13 protein-coding genes are annotated in these 16,011 nt (G+C 72.3%); 5 read left to right on the top strand and 8 right to left on the bottom strand.

From position 1 onward, the window contains the following. The first annotated feature begins 134 nt into the window (after positions 1-134). The 3 genes from GA0070608_RS05160 to GA0070608_RS05150 all read left to right on the top strand — a co-directional run bounded on the left by GA0070608_RS05160 (position 135) and on the right by GA0070608_RS05150 (position 2,988). Positions 135-491 carry a YkvA family protein gene (locus GA0070608_RS05160; RefSeq protein ID WP_091622558.1) on the top strand — a complete coding sequence of 119 codons (357 nt, stop codon included), beginning with the start codon at positions 135-137 and terminating at the stop codon, positions 489-491. Between the two features lie 75 nt (positions 492-566). Further along, complete coding sequence (locus GA0070608_RS05155; protein WP_091622554.1) at positions 567-1,937, top strand: cystathionine beta-synthase; 1,371 nt, start codon at positions 567-569, stop codon at positions 1,935-1,937. Positions 1,938-2,097: 160 nt separating this feature from the next. After that, the gene (locus tag GA0070608_RS05150) at positions 2,098-2,988 is read left to right on the top strand and encodes a peptidase associated/transthyretin-like domain-containing protein (protein WP_091622550.1); all 891 of its coding nucleotides are present in this window, start codon (positions 2,098-2,100) and stop codon (positions 2,986-2,988) included. Between the two features lie 13 nt (positions 2,989-3,001). Here GA0070608_RS05150 and GA0070608_RS05145 read toward each other — a convergent pair whose 3' ends face one another. The 8 genes from GA0070608_RS05145 to GA0070608_RS05110 form a co-directional block, all read right to left on the bottom strand. Then, positions 3,002-3,511: a GNAT family N-acetyltransferase gene (locus GA0070608_RS05145; protein ID WP_091622545.1), complete on the bottom strand. Its 510-nt coding sequence runs from the start codon at positions 3,509-3,511 to the stop codon at positions 3,002-3,004. After that, a complete protein-coding gene (locus GA0070608_RS05140; RefSeq protein WP_091622541.1) occupies positions 3,508-4,437 on the bottom strand; it encodes a ribonuclease Z in 930 nt (309 codons plus the stop codon). The genes GA0070608_RS05145 and GA0070608_RS05140 overlap by 4 nt, the downstream gene beginning before the upstream one ends. 345 nt (positions 4,438-4,782) lie before the next feature. Further along, positions 4,783-5,967 carry an osmoprotectant NAGGN system M42 family peptidase gene (locus GA0070608_RS05135; protein ID WP_091622536.1) on the bottom strand — a complete coding sequence of 395 codons (1,185 nt, stop codon included), beginning with the start codon at positions 5,965-5,967 and terminating at the stop codon, positions 4,783-4,785. Then, entirely contained in the window at positions 5,964-7,781 is a 1,818-nt protein-coding gene (gene ngg / locus GA0070608_RS05130; protein WP_091622533.1) for an N-acetylglutaminylglutamine synthetase, read from the bottom strand. Before ngg ends, GA0070608_RS05135 begins: the two co-directional genes overlap by 4 nt. A 2-nt stretch (positions 7,782-7,783) precedes the next feature. After that, positions 7,784-9,568, bottom strand: coding sequence for an N-acetylglutaminylglutamine amidotransferase (locus GA0070608_RS05125; protein ID WP_091622530.1), 1,785 nt, complete (start codon positions 9,566-9,568; stop codon positions 7,784-7,786). Between the two features lie 397 nt (positions 9,569-9,965). Next, positions 9,966-10,628, bottom strand: coding sequence for a peptide-methionine (S)-S-oxide reductase MsrA (msrA, locus tag GA0070608_RS05120; protein ID WP_091622527.1), 663 nt, complete (start codon positions 10,626-10,628; stop codon positions 9,966-9,968). A gap of 366 nt (positions 10,629-10,994) precedes the next feature. After that, positions 10,995-12,194, bottom strand: coding sequence for an IS110 family RNA-guided transposase (locus GA0070608_RS05115; RefSeq protein WP_141719611.1), 1,200 nt, complete (start codon positions 12,192-12,194; stop codon positions 10,995-10,997). A gap of 593 nt (positions 12,195-12,787) precedes the next feature. Beyond that, a complete protein-coding gene (locus tag GA0070608_RS05110; RefSeq protein WP_091622523.1) occupies positions 12,788-13,198 on the bottom strand; it encodes an HIT family protein in 411 nt (136 codons plus the stop codon). Between the two features lie 194 nt (positions 13,199-13,392). On the opposite strand from GA0070608_RS05110, the gene GA0070608_RS05105 reads away from it, so the two are divergent. Together GA0070608_RS05105 and GA0070608_RS05100 are read left to right on the top strand one after the other, a co-directional pair. After that, complete coding sequence (locus tag GA0070608_RS05105) at positions 13,393-14,535, top strand: cystathionine gamma-synthase (RefSeq protein ID WP_091622519.1); 1,143 nt, start codon at positions 13,393-13,395, stop codon at positions 14,533-14,535. A 15-nt stretch (positions 14,536-14,550) separates the two neighbouring features. Continuing rightward, positions 14,551-15,948 carry an amidase gene (locus tag GA0070608_RS05100; protein ID WP_091622515.1) on the top strand — a complete coding sequence of 466 codons (1,398 nt, stop codon included), beginning with the start codon at positions 14,551-14,553 and terminating at the stop codon, positions 15,946-15,948. Positions 15,949-16,011: the final 63 nt, after the last annotated feature.

Here is a 16,011-nt window from a genome sequence, read left to right as displayed (position 1 = left end):
GCCGGCACGACACGCCGCTGTCGTCGTGCCGGCTCCCGGGTGCCTGGAAGCCGACGCTCGTGGGTACCTGTACGGGTGACCGGGGGACCGGTTTGCGCGGGCGCGTCATCCTGGCACGTGGAGAGGGGCCGAACATGGGGAAGACATTGAAACGCAGCGCGGCGTTCAGCGCGCTGGCCCGGGCGCTCGCGACCGGGTCGCGGGGCGGGCCGTCGCTCGGGGCACGGCTGGGCGCGCTGCCCCGCATGATCCGGGCGACCACCCGGGGGGAGTACGACGGCGGCCTGCGGCTGGCCCTGATGACCGCGGCGACGGCGTACATCGTCTCGCCGATCGACCTGCTTCCGGAGATTCCGCTGGCGATCTTCGGGCTGGCCGACGACGCGGTCATGGTGACCTGGCTGGCCGGCAGCGTGCTGGCCGAGACCGAGCGGTTCCTGGAGTGGGAGGCCCGGCGCAGCTCAGTGATCCCCGGACACGTGGCGTCCTGAACCCACGTACCCTGGGGCGTCGAGGAAGACATCTGCCCGGCCTCCGCCGGCGCCGGAGGAGAAGGGCACAACCAGGTGCGGTACTACGACAACGTCGTCGAGCTGATCGGCAACACCCCGCTGGTACGGCTGCGCAATGTCACGGCCGGCATCCAGGCCACCGTGCTGGCGAAGGTGGAGTACCTCAACCCGGGCGGTTCGGTGAAGGACCGGATCGCGCTGCGGATGGTGGAGGACGCGGAGAAGGCGGGCATCCTCCAGCCCGGCGGCACGATCGTCGAGCCGACCAGCGGCAACACCGGCGTCGGCCTGGCGCTGGTGGCGCAGCTGCGGGGCTACAAGTGCGTCTTCGTCTGCCCTGACAAGGTCAGCCAGGACAAGCAGGACGTGCTGCGCGCGTACGGCGCGGAGGTGGTGGTCTGCCCGACCGCCGTGGCCCCGGAGGACCCGCGCTCCTACTACAACGTCTCCGACCGGCTGGCCCGGGAGATCCCCGGCGCCTGGAAGCCCAACCAGTACAGCAACCCGGCCAACCCGCGCTCGCACTACGAGACCACCGGCCCCGAGCTGTGGGAGCAGACCGGGGGCGAGATCACCCACTTCGTGGCGGGCGTCGGCACCGGCGGCACCATCTCCGGCATCGGACGCTACCTGAAGGAGGCGTCGGAGGGCCGGGTCAAGGTCGTCGGCGCCGACCCGGAGGGCTCCGTCTACTCCGGCGGCACCGGCCGGCCGTATCTGGTCGAGGGCGTCGGCGAGGACTTCTGGCCGGAGACGTACGACCGGGGCGTCGCCGACGAGATCATCGAGGTCTCCGACAAGGCGTCCTTCGAGATGACCCGGCGACTGGCCCGCGAGGAGGGGCTGCTGGTCGGTGGCTCGTGCGGGATGGCCGTGGTTGCCGCCTTGGAGGTGGCCCGCAGGGCCGGCCCGGACGACGTGGTCGTGGTGCTGCTGCCGGACAGCGGCAAGGGCTACCTGTCCAAGATCTTCAACGACACCTGGATGGCCCGGTACGGCTTCCTGGACAACTCCGGCGCGGAGCCGACGGTCGCCGACGCGCTCGCCGGCAAGCCGGGTGGCCTGCCCGAGCTGGTGCACGTGCACCCGACCGAGACGGTCCGCGACGCGATCGACTACATGCGTGAGTACGGCGTCTCACAGTTGCCGGTGCTCAAGGCCGAGCCCCCGGTGGTCACCGGCGAGGTGGCCGGCTCGATCGCCGAGCGGGACCTGCTCGACGCACTCTTCACCGGGCAGGCACACCTGCACGACACCATCGAGCGGCACATGGCCGACCCGCTGCCGATGATCGGCGGCGGGCAGCCGGTGAGCGAGGCGGTCGGCCTGCTGGAGAAGTCCGACGCCGCCCTGGTGCTGGTCGACGGCAAGCCGAAGGGCGTCCTCACCCGGCAGGACCTGCTGGCCCACCTCGGCGCCCACTGACGATGTAAGGAAGGGCCCCTTGTTAACGCAATGCGTGAACAAGGGGCCCTTCCTTACATCCGCGCCGTGCCTTCACAGCGGGGGCACAAGCGTGGCACAGGCTGCTCGTACTCGCCGTGGCTAGCGTCGGTGCCGGGACGATCCAGCTTTGGGAGGACCGATGGCAGCCGCGCACCACGACCACCACGAGGGGCAGCGGGTCAGCCGTCGCCGCCTGATCGCCGGGATCGGCTCGGTGGGCCTGGCCGGCCTGCTGGCGGCCTGCGGCCGGGACAGCGGGAGCGTCACCACCTCCACGGGGGAGACGGTGAGCCCGCAGGCGACCACGGCGAAGGACCTGACAGCGCTCTTCGCCGACGCGAACACGTGCCGGCTGACCGCCGACACCACTCAGGGGCCGTACTACTTCGACGCCGACAAGATCCGAAGCGACATCCGGGAGGACCGCGCGGGCACCCGGCTGCGGCTGGCCATCCGGGTGCAGGACAGCGAGAAGTGCGGGCCGCTGTCGAACGCGGTGGTGGAGATCTGGCACTGCGACGCGGCCGGGCTGTACTCGGGCGCCGAGGCCCAGTCGTCCGGCGGGGGCGGCGTACCCGGCGGTGCCCCACCGAGCGGCGCACCCGGCGGTGCCCGGCCGGGCAGCCCGCCCGCTGGCGGCGGTGCTCCGGGCGGCGGGAACGGCGAGCTGGCCGACCTCACCCCGACCGACGACAAGCGTTACCTGCGTGGCGCGCAGGTCACCAACGCCGACGGCATCGTCGAGTTCACCACCGTCTGGCCCGGCTGGTACCGGGGGCGCACCGTGCACGTCCACGCGATGGTGCACATCGGCACCGACCGGGTGCTGACCACGCAGCTGATGTTCGACGAGGCGCTGAACTCGAAGGTCTTCGCCGCGCAGCCGTACGCCGCGCACACCGGACGGGACACCTTCAACGACAACGACAACATCTACGACGCCAGCATGCTGCTCAAGGTCACCGAGGACGGGGACGGCCACCTCGGCGTGATCAACTTCGGTGTCGACGCGGATCGGGACGGGCAGTGACGGTCGCCGACGGTCAGAGCCGTCGGGCGTACCGGAGCTGGGGCGTGACCGCCGGGCCGACATGCTCGTCCCGGGCCGTGCCGGTGGGGGTCCAGCCGCCGCGCTCGTAGAAATGCCGCGCGTGCGCGTTCGACGCCAGCACCCAGAGCACCGCACGGGACCAGTCGCGCGCCCGCATGGCGTCCAGCGCGTCGACCATCAGGGCGCGGCCGGTGCCCCGGCCCTGCTCGGCCGGGTCGAGGTGGATGGCGTTGAGCAGGCCCGTCGCCGGGTCGCCCTCGTCGTCGGGGCCGAGATAGCTGAACCCGACCAGCCGGCCGTCGCGCTCGACCACGGTCATCCGGTGCTCGTCCCGCTCCCACGTCCAGCGCTCGGTCCAGTAGGCGCCCATCGCCTCGGGCGTCGGGTCGGCCAGCGCCTCCGCCGGCAGGAAGGCCGAGTAGGCGGCGACCCGGGAACGCTGGTGCAGGGCGCCCACCGCCATCAGATCGTCGACGGCGGCGGGGCGCAGGGTGACCGTCACCCGGCCGAGGCTACCCGCCGGGGCGGAACCTGCACGGTCGTCAGGTCCTCGGCGATCACCAGTTCCCCGTCGAAGTGCGCGCGGGCCTCGTCGGCGAAGCGGCCTGGGTCGGCGTACCGCTGGGAGAAGTGGGTGAGCACGAGGCGGCGTACGCCCGACTCGGCCGCCACCCGCGCGGCCTGGCCCGCCGTGAGGTGGCCGACCTCGGCGGCGAGCGCGGCCTCCGAGTCGAGGAACGTCGACTCGATGACCAGCAGGTCGGCGTGTTCGGCGAGGGCGTACACCCCGTCGCAGAGGCCGGTGTCCATCACGAAGGCGAACCGCTGCCCCGGCCTCGGCACGCTCACCTCGTCGCGGGTGACGCGGCGCCCGCCGAGGTCGAGGTGGCCGACGCGGATCAGTTCCCCGACGGCCGGCCCCGCGATGCCGTACGCGGCCAGCTTCTCCGGCAGCATCCGGCAGCCGTCCGGCTCGACGAGCCGGTAGCCGTACGTCTCGATGGGGTGTCGCAGCCGGCGGGCCTCCAGCGTGCCGACGCCCAGGGTGATCCGCTGCCCGTCGGTCTCGATCGGCTCGACGCGCAGCTCGGCGGTCTCGTGGAAGCTGGCGGCGTGCCGCAGCCGGGCGAAGTATTCCGCGCCACCGGCCGGGAAGTGCACCGTCACCGGGTGCGGCACCCGGTCGAGGGAGAGCCGCTGGATGGTGCCGGGCAGGCCGAGGCAGTGGTCGCCGTGGAAGTGGGTGACGCAGATCCGGGTCAGGTCGGTGGCGGTGACCGTGGTGTGCAGGAGTTGCCGCTGGCTGCCCTCGCCCGGGTCGAAGAGGATCACCTCGTCGTCCCAGCGCAGCACGTACCCGTTGTGGTTGCGCTGCCGGGTCGGGGCCTGGCTGGCCGTCCCGAGCACCACCAGTTCGCGCATCGACACGGTGACCTCCGGCTGCGTCGACCACCCGCCCCGGACAAGGGTCGACCCCCGGGGCTTCCATGCTCGCGCACGGGCCGGCTGGACTGGGCCGGCACCCCGGGGGTCGGGTGGCTGTCGTGGTTTCGCCGCACCGCTGCCACACGGTCTCGACGATGGTGCTGTGCCCGCCTCGCGGCGGACGGTTTCACTGTCGAGGACAGCGGCTAGCGGACAGCCACCTCACGAGTCCGATTGCTATACAAGTCTGGACCACCTCCTTTCCCGTGTACCGCCACGCTATCCAGCCCTCGCGCGCCCGGCAACGGATTTCGATCACACGGCACTTCCCGGGAGTGCCGTGCCGCGTCAGGAGGTCTCGGCGATGCCGATCGGGCCCTCGCGGGGGCCCTCCTCGCTGGCCGGCTGCACGGCCAGCGACGGGAAGTCGGCCAGGTCACCCTCCGGCTCGGCGTCCCACTCGGGGAAGACCAGGTCGCTCTGGAGGTAGAGGCAGAGCAACTGGGTGAGTTGGCGCAGGCCGTCGAGGTGGGTGCGTTCGTGCCCGTGGGTGGCGTCCACGCCGAAGCCGAGCAGCGCCACCCGGGCGTGTGCCCCGGCCTCCACGGCTGCCGCCACGTCCGAGCGGTAGTAGTCGAAGACGTCCCGGACCAGGCGTACGCCGTGTTCGGCGGCGATCGAGGCCAGGTTGCGGGTCAGGTGGTAGTCGAACGGGCCGACCCCGTCGCCCATCGCCAGGGTTGCCGCGTCCTCGCGGGACTGCTGGCCTGGGGCGACCACCGCCGCGTCCACCGAGACGATCTCCGCCACGTCGGGGTCGAGGCCGTGTGAGGCGCCGTGCCCGATCTCCTCGGTCACGGTGACCAGCAGGTGCGCGGTGACCGCCGGCCGGGCGCCCGCGTCGACCATCGCCTTGAACGCGGTCAGCACCGCCGCCACGCCCGCCTTGTCGTCCAGGTGCCGGGACTTGACGTACCCGGAGGGGGTGATGGTGGGGTTCGGCAGGAACGCGACGAAGTCCCCGGCGTCGATGCCGAGCGCGCGCAGGCCGGCGATGTCGTCGACCGGCTCGTCGACGCGGATCTCCACCTGCTCCCAGCCCACGCCCTGGAGGTCCACGCCGTCGTTGTAGCGGTGCCCGCTGGCCTTGAGGGGGAGCACCTGGCCGGTGACCACCCGGTCCAGGTCGTCGGTGAAGATCCGCACGTGCGCGCCCTCGGCGAACCGGGCGCTGTGCGTGCCGATCGGTTTCAGCTCCAGCCGGCCGTTCTCCTTGAGCCGCTTGACCATGCCGCCGATGGTGTCGGTGTGCACCACGATCGCCCGGTCGGCGCCGGTGGAGCGGGGGCCGGGCAGGTGGGCGCTGAGCGCGCCGCGCCGGGTCAGGGTGGAGCCGATGCCGAGCGCGGAGAGCCGCTCGCCGACGTACTGCTGCACGTGGTCCGTACGCCCCGACGGGCTCGGGATCTCCAGCAGCTCCAGCAGCACCTGGCGCAGGTAGTCCAGGTCGATCTCCAAGGGCCTCGGGCTCACGCGGCACCTCCCGGTCCGGCCGGGGTCCAGAGCCGCTGCGGTGCGCGGGTGCCCGGGAAGAGCAGGTTGACGAAGCACTCGGCGGTCGGCTGCGGCTCGTGGTTGGCCAGGCCGGGCCGCTCGTTGGCCTCGATGAAGACGTGCTCGGGCCGGTCCGGGGCGGCGACCAGCAGGTCCAGCCCGGTGACCGGGATGTCCAGGGCGCGGCTGGCCGCCACGCACGCCTCGGCGATCGTCGGGTGCAGCTCGGCCGTGACGTCGTGGATGGTGCCGCCGGTGTGCAGGTTCGCGGTCCTGCGTACGGCCAGCACCTTCCCCTCCGGCAGCATGTCGTGCGGCTCGAGGCCGGCGTCGGCGAGAACGTCCCGGGTCAGGTCGTCGAGCGGGATCCGCGACTCGCCACCGGTGGCGGCGGCCCGGCGGCGGCTCTGCCGCTCGATCAGTTCGGCGATGTCGTGCACCCCGTCGCCGGTGATCGAGGCGGGACGCCGGACGGCGGCGGCCACCACCTCGTGGTCGATGACGATGACCCGCAGGTCCTCGCCGGTGTGCATCTGTTCGATCAGCACGTCCGGGCAGAACCGGGTGGCCAGCGCGACGGCGGCGGCCAGCGCCTCCGGGCTCCGTACGCCCACCGTGATCCCGTTGCCCTGCTCGCCCCGCGCCGGCTTGACCACCACCCGGCCGACCTCGGCGAGGAAGGCGGCGTCGCCGTCGTCGCCGGTGGCGGTCCGGCCACGCGGCACGGACAGCCCCGCCTCGGTGAGGATCCGGCGGGTGACCCGCTTGTCGTCGCAGCGGCTCATCGCCACCGCCGAGGTCAGCTCCGACAGCGACTCGCGGGTCAGCACGGTCCGCCCGCCGCTGCTCAGCCGCAGCTCACCCCAGGCCGGGTCGGTGACCTCCACCCGGATGCCGCGCCGCATCGCCTCGTCGGCCACGATCCTCGCGTACGGGTTGAGCCGGTCGTACCCCTCGGGCGTGGCGGGCAGGAAGAGCCGCTCGTTGATCGGGTTCTTCCGCTTCACGCAGAGCATCGACATCCGGTAGAAGCCGAGCCGCTCGTAGAGCCGGATCGCCCCGGCGTTCTCGGCGAGCACCGACAGGTCCACGTACGCCCGGCCCCGCTCGACCAGCCGGGCGGCCAGCGCGGTGATCAGCGCCTGGCCGGTGCCCGGCGGCGCGGTGTTGAAGTCGACGGTGAGGCACCACAAACTTGCCCCTTCGTCCGGGTCGTCGAAGACCGCGACGTGGTCGACGCCGGTGATGGTGCCGACGATCTCGCCGGTGGCGTCCTCGGCGACCAGGTGCAGGAACCGGTCCGTACGCGCGTTGGCGACGAGCACGTCGACCGGCGCGGTGACCATGCCGTTGCGGGCGTAGATCCGGTTCACCGCGTCCGCGTCGGCGGCGTCGGCCAGCGGGCGGATGGCCAGCCCCGGGACTTCGTCCTCGTCGGCGGTCGGCCGGTCGTCGCCGAGCGGCAGCCGGTAGGTCAGCGACGGGTCGATGAACAACTCGTCGGGCAGCCGGGACACCAGCACGTGCGGGTCGCGCAGGTAGACGCAGATGTCCCGGGAACCGGCGGCCTCGGAACGCAACACGGCGGCGACGGCGGCCTGCTCGGCGAAGGTCTGCCCGAAGACGAGCCGCCCCCAGCCGCAGTCCAGCACCACGTCCGTGTCGCCCTCCCGGGTCGGCGGCTCCGCCGGCTCCGGTGCCATCGGGTCGCCGCCGGGGCCCACCCGCTCCCGTCGCCGCCCGCCACGCAACCGGTCGGGCCGGGCCGCGCCGGTCGCCAGGGTGTCGTTCACCGTCAGTCGATTCCGTGGCTCTGGAGCCACATTTCCAGGAGTCCGAGTTGCCACAGCTTGTTTCCGTTCAACGGGGTCAGTTCGGCGTTCGGGTCGGCGAGCAGGGCGTCGACGTAATCGGCGCGGAACAGGTCGCGGCGGCGGGCCTCGGGCGCGCGCAGCGCGTCGGTCACCCGGTCGAGGAGCTTGCCCTCCAGGTGGGTGAGGCCCGGCACGGGGAAGTAGCCCTTGGGCCGGTCGATGACCTCGTGCGGCAGCATCCGGCGGCCGATCTCCTTGAGTACCCCCTTGCCGCCCTGCGCCAGCTTGAGCTCCGGCGGGCAGCTCGCGGCGAGTTCGACGAACTCGTGGTCGAGGAACGGCACCCGGGCCTCCAGCCCGTGCGCCATCGTCATGTTGTCCACCCGCTTGACCGGGTCGTCGGTCAGCATGACCTGGGTGTCGATCCGCAGGGCGGCGTCGACGGCGGTCTCCGCGCCGGCCCGGCCCAGGTGCGCGGCCACGAACTCCCGCGCCGGGTCGCCGTCGGCCAGCCAGGCCGGGTTCAGCACCCGGGCCAGACCGGCCGCGTCCCGGTCGAAGAAGGCCCCGGCGTACGTGTCGAGCGCCTGGTCCCGACCGATCCGGGCGAGCGGCGGATACCAGTGGTAGCCGCCGAGGATCTCGTCCGCGCCCTGACCGGACTGGACCACCTTGACGTGCTGCGACACCACCTCGCTGAGCAGGTGGAACGCCACGCAGTCGTGGCTGACCATCGGCTCGGACATCGCGGCGACGGCCGCCTCCAGTGGCGGCACCAGGTCGGCGGCGGCCACCCGGATCTGGTGGTGGTCGGTGTCGAACGTCTTCGCGACCAGGTCGGAGTAGCGGAACTCGTCGCCCTCCCGGCCGCCGACCGCATCGAAGCCGATGGAGAAGGTGGACAGCCCGCGCTGGCCCTCCCCGGCCAGCAGGGCGACCACCAGGCTGGAGTCCAGGCCGCCGGAGAGCAGCACGCCGACCGGCACGTCGGCGACCATCCGCCGTCGTACGGCGGTGGTCAGCGACTCCAACAGCGCGTCCTGCCAGTCCTGCTCGGACCAGCCGGCCCGCTCGGCGGAGCGGGTGAAGGCCGGATCCCAGTAGACCCGCTCGGAGGTGCGGCCGTCCGCCTCGTAGACCCGTACGGTCGCCGGGGGCAGCTTGGTGACGCCGCGCAGGATGGTGCGCGGTGGCGGCACGATGCTGTGGAAGCTCAGGTAGTGCGCGAGCGCGACCGGGTCGATGCTGGTGTCGATCCCGCCCCCGGCCAGCAGCGCGGGCAGGGTGCTGGCGAAGCGCACCACGCCGGGCGTCTCGGCCAGGTAGAGCGGCTTGATGCCGAGCCGGTCCCGGGCCAGCACCAGCCGGCCGGTGTCCCGCTCGCTGATCGCCACGGCGAACATGCCGATCAGGTGGTCGACGAAGTCGAGACCCCATTCGGCGTACGCCTTGAGCACGACCTCGCTGTCGCCGGAGGAGAAGAACCGATGACCCTTGGCCTGGAGTTCCTCGCGCAGCTCGCGGTAGTTGTAGATGCACCCGTTGAAGACGCCGGTCAGTCCCGCGCCGGGATCGACCAGCGGTTGTCCGCTCGCGGCGGAGAGGTCGATGATCTTCAGGCGTCGGTGTCCGAGGGCGGTGGGGCCCTGGGCCCAGACGCCGCTGTCGTCGGGCCCCCGGTCGCTCATCGTGGCCGCCATGCGCTCCACCGCTGCCACATCGGCGCGTGAACCGTCACGACGGAACTCTCCCGCAAGTCCGCACATGCGAGCCAATGCTGCCAGAGGCGGATGGGGTTCGCCCGTTGAGCTGATGCCGTCAGCAGCACTCGGTTGCTATGATGCGCGGCTGCTCGCCCCCAAGGTCCGGCTGCGGCGGCTTTCCCGCCCGGCTCGGCCCGGTGCCCGGATCGGAACCGGGTCTGCGGTGTGACAAAAACCGCAGACCCGGTCACCACCGATGGTCCCGGCCGTGGCCACCGAAGGGCCGGCGCGGCGCTGAGGTGGCGCGGCGCCGTCGCGGGTTCCAGCCGGAGGTACGGCTGCCACCGGCTCGGCCGGAGGTGCGGCACCGACGCCTCAGTCAGCTGGAGGTGCGCGGGCGCCTGGATCAGCTGGAGGTGCGCGGGCGCCTGGGTCAGCTGGAGGTGCGCGGGCGCCTGGGTCAGCTGGAGGTGCGCGCGACGCCGACGGGGCAGCTCAGCCCGTTCGGACCGTGGTTGCAGTACCCGTTCGGGTTCTTCGTGGGCGCCAGATACTGCTGGTGCAGATCCTCGGCAAAGTAGTACTCGCCGAGCCGGTCGATCTCCGTGGTGATCTCGCCCTTGCCGGCCCGCGCCACGATCGGCGCGAACGCGTCCCGCGACGCCTGCGCGGTGGTGAGCTGATCGTCCGTGGTCACATAGATCGTCGACCGGTACTGGGTGCCCACGTCGTTGCCCTGGCGCATGCCCTGGGTCGGGTCGTGGTTCTCCCAGAAGACCTTCAGCAGGTCCTCGTAGCTGATCCTGGCGGGGTCGTAGACCACCTGGACCACCTCGGCGTGCCCCGTCATGCCCGAGCACACCTCCTCGTACGTCGGGTTCGGCGTGATGCCGCCCGCGTAGCCGGCAGACGTGGTGATCACGCCCGGCAGGGTCCAGAACAGCCGCTCGGCGCCCCAGAAGCAGCCCATGCCGAACACGGCCACCTGTGAGCCCTCCGGAAAGGGGCCCTTGAGCGGGCTGCCCAGCACCTCGTGCCGGTCCGCGATCGGCATCGCGATCAGCCGACCCGGCAGGGCCCGGTCGGAGGTGGGCAGCTCGGCCTTCATACGGCGCAGGAACACGGTGGGACTCCTCTCGTACCTCTCCCAGCGTGCAACACCGCCGGACCCGTCTTCCTTACCCGCTCCACCCGCACTCAGGCGGAGCCGGCGTCGGAGCTCGACTCAACGCCCTACGCGCGGCGGGGCTGGTCGGTGCCGCTTCACGGCGGACGACGCACTGCGACACCCTGCCCGAATCGTCCGCCCAGTCACTGACGCAACCCACGAACGCCACGACCCAGCCAACGGTGATCAGGACGCCATGGACCCTAAAACCGCCGGGTAACGTCCATGGCGTCCTGATCACCGGGGCGCTCGCGGCAGCACCGCCCCGCCCCGCCGGTGACCCGACCGTCCACCGGCGGGGGGGTGTCCCTATGTGTTTCGTCAAGCGGCGATCGGGGTGGTGGGGCGGGGTTGGTAGGGGATTTTGTCGCGGAGCATGGCGAACAGGACGTCGCAGCGGCGGCGGGCGAGGCAGATGAGGGCGGCGTTGTGGCGTTTGCCTTCGGCGCGTTTGCGGTCGTAGTAGGCCCTGCTGGTGGGGTCGGCGAGGGCTGCGAACGCGGCGAGGAAGAACGCGCGTTTGAGGTTTTTGTTGCCGCCTCGCGGTGGGTGTTCGCCGCGGATGCTGCTGCCGGATCGTCGGGTCACCGGGGCGAGGCCGGCGTAGGCGGCGAGGTGCCCGGGCGTGGCGAAGGCGGTGCCGTCGCCGACTTCGAGCAGGATCCGGGCTGCGGTCCTGACGCCGATGCCGGGCATCGAGGTCAGGACCCCGGCAAGAGGGTGCGCATCAAGCATCCTCTCGACCTGAGTGGCGACCTGGTCGCGTTGTCGCAGGACGTCGCGGAGGCTGTCGGCGAGGCGAGGCAGGATCGTCTCCGCAGCCTGGGTGCCGGGGACGGTGACGGTCTGCTCGTCGAGGGCGATCATGACCTGCTCGACGAGGCGCTCACCCATGCGTGGTGCGTGAGGCGCGGCGATGGACATCAGTTTGCGGCGGCCGGCCTTGCGTAACCCGACCGGACCGCCGCAGCGCGACAGCAGCTCCAGGGTCGCCTTGTGATGCACTTTCGGGCCGAGGACCCGTTCCAGGGCGGGGTGGATCTGCGTCAGCAGGCCCCGGATACGGTTCGACACTCGAGTGGCTTCGCCAGCAAGGTCGTCGTCGAAGCCAACCAGGACTTCCAACTCGGCCAAGGTCTCGTCGCCGATGTCGACCCGCCGCAGCGTGTGCGGCAGGGTGCGGGCCGCGTCAGCGATGACATAGGCGTCACGAGCGTCAGTCTTCGCCGAACCCGGGTGCAGGTCAGCGATCCGACGCATCGCCAGCCCCGGTAGATAGGCCACCTGATGCCCACACGCCCGAGCCACCGCGACCGGCAAGGCGCCGATCGAGGCCGGCTGGTCGACCACCACCAACACCGTGCCGTGACGGGCGAGTTTGTCGAACAGCTGCCGCAGCCGGGCCTCGGTATTCGGCAACGGCGCGTCGTGCAGCCGCTTGCCGTTCGGGGCCAACCCGACCGCGTGGTGATCACCCTTGCCGACGTCCAACCCGAGGTAGACGCCGTAACCGTCGTGCACCACACCCGCCTCCACGCATCCTCTCGTGGCCCCGGCCGCTGGTCAGGCGTCGGACTGCCGGCAGCCACGTTACGAAGAGACCTACCCCAACACGGGTGGCCGTGTCCCTATCAGCGGTCCGCCGACGCCACCCGACCCGGCGACAACACCCCCCGGATCATCCACACGACAGGGGAAGTAAGTCATACCGGGCCGGGCGACCGAGGGTCCCCGACTGGGGACAATCAAAAAGGTAACGGGGGTTGGGCGGGTGCTGATGGGCGCCGTGCTCGCCCGTGGTACCGGTGGCCGGGTTCGGGTCGGTCGGTGGGCGGTCCGGGCCGGTACCGGTTTGGGCCGGTAGGTGGATCCGGGCCGGTAGGTGGATCCGGGCCGGTAGGTGGGTTTGGGCCGGTACCGGTTTGGGCCGGTACCGGTTTGGGCCGGGGGCCGGGTCCGGGCTGGTGGCCGGGTTCGGGCCGGTGGGCGGGTCCGGGCTGGTACCGGGTACGGGCCGGCGGCCGGGTTCGGGCCGGTGGGCGGGTCCGGGCTGGTACCGGGTACGGGCCGGTGGGCGGAGCCGGGTCGGTGGGCGGAGCCGGGTCGGTGGTGGGTCAGAGGGCGGCGGTGATTCGGGCGGCGTGGGCCTCGGCCTCGGCGTCGTCGGCGTAGCGGGTGCGGGGCCAGAAGAAGCCGCGTAGGCCGTCGCCCCTGGTGCGGGGCACCACGTGGGTGTGCAGGTGCGGGACGGACTGGGACACCTTGTTGTTCATCGCCACGAACGTCCCGCCGGCACCCAGACCGGTCTCCACCGCGACCGCCAGCCGGCGCACCAGGCCGAAATAGCCGGCCAGCGCCTCGGCGGGCAGGTCGGACAGGGTGACCAGGTGGCTGCGCGGCACCACCAGCACGTGGCCCTTGAAGACCGGTCGGGTGTCCAGGAACGCCATCCCGTCGGGCTCGTCGGCGACCCGGAAGGCGGGGACGTCGCCCGCCACGATCCCGCAGAACGCACACCCGCTCATCCGCCCAGGCTATGCCGACAGCCCGACAGCCCGACAGCCCGGCAGCCCGGCAGCCCGGCAGCCCGGCAGCCCGGCATCCCGGCATCCCGGCAGCCAGGCAGCCAGGCAGGCCGGCGGGCCGGCAGTCCGGGAGCCCGGGAGCCCGGGAGGACCTTTCCGTTCCAGCCTGCGGGACGGGGGATTAGCCTCACGGGATGAGTCACGGCTTCGACACGCTCGCCATCCACGCCGGCCAGGATCCCGAGGCCCGCACCGGCGCGGTGATCCCACCGATCTACCAGACCAGCACGTACGCCCAGGACGCCGTCGGCGCGCCCCGGCTGGGCTACGAGTACAGCCGTTCCGGCAACCCGACCCGCGACGCCCTCCAGGAGTGCCTCGCCGCGTTGGAGGGTGGGCCGGTCGGGCTTGCCTTCGCCAGCGGCCTGGCAGCCGAGGACACCCTGCTGCGTACCGTCTGCAAGCCGGGCGACCACGTGGTGATCCCCGACGACGCGTACGGCGGCACGTACCGGCTCTTCGCCCGGGTCGCCGAGCGCTGGGGGCTGGACTTCACCCCGGCGAAGGTCTCCGACCCCGACGCGATCCGGGCCGCCGTCGAGCCGGGCCGCACCCGGATCGTCTGGGTGGAGACGCCCACCAACCCGCTGCTGGGCATCGCCGACATCGCCGCGCTGGCCGGTATCGCGCACGACGCGGGCGCCCTGCTGGTCGTCGACAACACCTTCGCCTCGCCGTACCTTCAGCAGCCGATCGCGCACGGCGCGGACGTGGTGGTGCACTCCACCACCAAGTACATCGGCGGCCACTCCGACGTGGTCGGTGGCGCGCTGGTCGCAGCCGACGCCGGGCTCGGCGAGGAACTGCGCTACCACCAGAACGCGATGGGCGCGATCAACGGCCCCTTCGACGCGTGGCTAACCCTGCGTGGCATCAAGACCCTGGGCGTACGCATGGACCGGCACTGCGACAACGCCGAGCGGATCGCGGCCTACCTGGACGGGCACGCCAAGGTGGGTCAGGTCATCTACCCGGGGCTGCCCGCGCACCCGGGTCACGAGGTGGCCGCGAAGCAGATGCACCGGTTCGGCGGGATGATCTCGTTCCGGGCTGCCGGCGGCGAGGAACAGGCCGTCGAGATCTGCAACCGGACCAGACTCTTCATCCTCGCCGAGTCGCTCGGCGGCGTGGAATCCCTGATCGAGCACCCGGGCCGGATGACACACGCAAGTGCTGCCGGCTCGCCGCTTGAAGTTCCCGGCGATCTCGTGCGACTGTCTGTCGGCATCGAGACGGTCGACGACCTGCTCGCCGATCTGGAGCAGGCGCTGGGCTGACCGCTGGCTGGGAGGGTGGCCGTGCAGGACATCATGCCGACCTGGGTGGGGACGACCGCCAAACAGATCGCCCGGGGCGTACGCCGGGGTGACGTCACGGCCACCCAGGTCGTCGCCGACCACCTGGACCACATCGCCCGGGTCGACGCCGACCTCGCCGCGTTCCGTACGGTACGCGGCGGGGAGGCGATCACCGAGGCGGAGAAGGTCGACGAGCAGGAGGATCTGGCCAACCTGCCGTTGGCCGGGGTGCCGGTGGCGGTCAAGGAGAACACCGCCGTCGCCGGGCTGCCCACCTGGAACGGGTCGGCCGCGGTGCGTACTTCGGTGGCCGAGGCCGACCACGAGGTGGTCCGCCGGCTGCGCGGCGCCGGCGCGGTGATTCTCGGGGTGACCCGGATGCCGGAGCTCGGCCTGTGGGGCATCACCGACGACGAGACGGCCGTGACCCGCAACCCCTGGGACACCCGGCGTACCCCCGGTGGCTCGTCCGGCGGCGCGGCCGCGGCGGTCGCCGCCGGTCTGGTGCCGATCGCCCACGGCAACGACGGCCTCGGCTCGATCCGCATCCCGGCGGCCTGCTGCGGCCTGGTCGGGCTCAAGCCCGGCCGGGGGGTGGTGCCGTGCCAGCTCGGCGCGGACGACTGGTTCGGCCTCACCGAGCACGGCATGCTGACCAGCACGGTCGCCGACGCGGCCGTCGGCTTCTCGGTGCTGGCCGGGCGCCGCCCGGAGAAGCTGGTGCCGCCGCAGCGGCTGCGGGTGGGCGTCTCGCTCCGCTCCCCGGTGCGGGGCGTGCACGCCGACGCACCCAACCGCGACGCGGTCGCCGCCGCCGGCCGGCTGCTCGCGGGCGCGGGGCACGACACCGTACCGGCCGATCCGGTCTACCCGACGGCCCTGGGTCTCCAGGGCATCGCCACCTGGCTCGCCGCAGCCGCCGCCGACGTCCGTGCCGCCGGGCTGGACCGGCGCGGCCTCCAGCGGCGCAGCCGCCGGCATGTCGCCCTCGGCGAGTGGGCGCAGCGGCGCGGGTACGTCCGGGAGGCCGACCGGGCCGCCTGGCGCGAGCGTTCGATCGGCTTCTTCGTCGACCACTCGATCGACCTGCTGCTCACGCCGGCGCTGGCCACCGTGCCGCCGGAGGCCGACGGCTGGTCCGGCCGGTCCTGGCGGGCCAACATGCTGACCAGCATCAGGTACGCCCCGTTCGCCGCACCGTGGAACATCGCCGGGCTGCCCGCGCTGGTGGTGCCGGTCGGCCGCCGCCCGGACGGCCTGCCGGTCGCCGTGCAACTGATCGGCCCGCCCGGCAGCGAGCTGCTCCTGCTAGGCATCGCCGGCCAGTTCGAGATGCAGGCCCCCTGGCCCCGCCACGCCCCCACCTACCCCCGAATCCCCACCCCCGTCTAACCCACCCCACCCCACCCCACCCCCTCCCCACCCCACCCTCCCCACCCCTCCCTCCTCCGCGAT

The organism is Micromonospora peucetia (assembly GCF_900091625.1).
Taxonomy (GTDB): domain Bacteria; phylum Actinomycetota; class Actinomycetes; order Mycobacteriales; family Micromonosporaceae; genus Micromonospora; species Micromonospora peucetia.
This window is presented reverse-complemented; position numbering and strand designations above follow the sequence as displayed.

What these genes read in the sequence shown, in the direction of transcription:
- GA0070608_RS05160 (WP_091622558.1), top strand. Translation starts at nt 135, where the DNA reads ATGGGGAAGACATTGAAACGCAGCGCGGCGTTCAGCGCGCTGGCCCGG.
- GA0070608_RS05150 (WP_091622550.1), top strand. Translation starts at nt 2,098, where the DNA reads ATGGCAGCCGCGCACCACGACCACCACGAGGGGCAGCGGGTCAGCCGT.
- GA0070608_RS05125 (WP_091622530.1), bottom strand. Translation starts at nt 9,568, where the DNA reads ATGTGCGGACTTGCGGGAGAGTTCCGTCGTGACGGTTCACGCGCCGAT.
- GA0070608_RS05110 (WP_091622523.1), bottom strand. Translation starts at nt 13,198, where the DNA reads ATGAGCGGGTGTGCGTTCTGCGGGATCGTGGCGGGCGACGTCCCCGCC.
- GA0070608_RS05105 (WP_091622519.1), top strand. Translation starts at nt 13,393, where the DNA reads ATGAGTCACGGCTTCGACACGCTCGCCATCCACGCCGGCCAGGATCCC.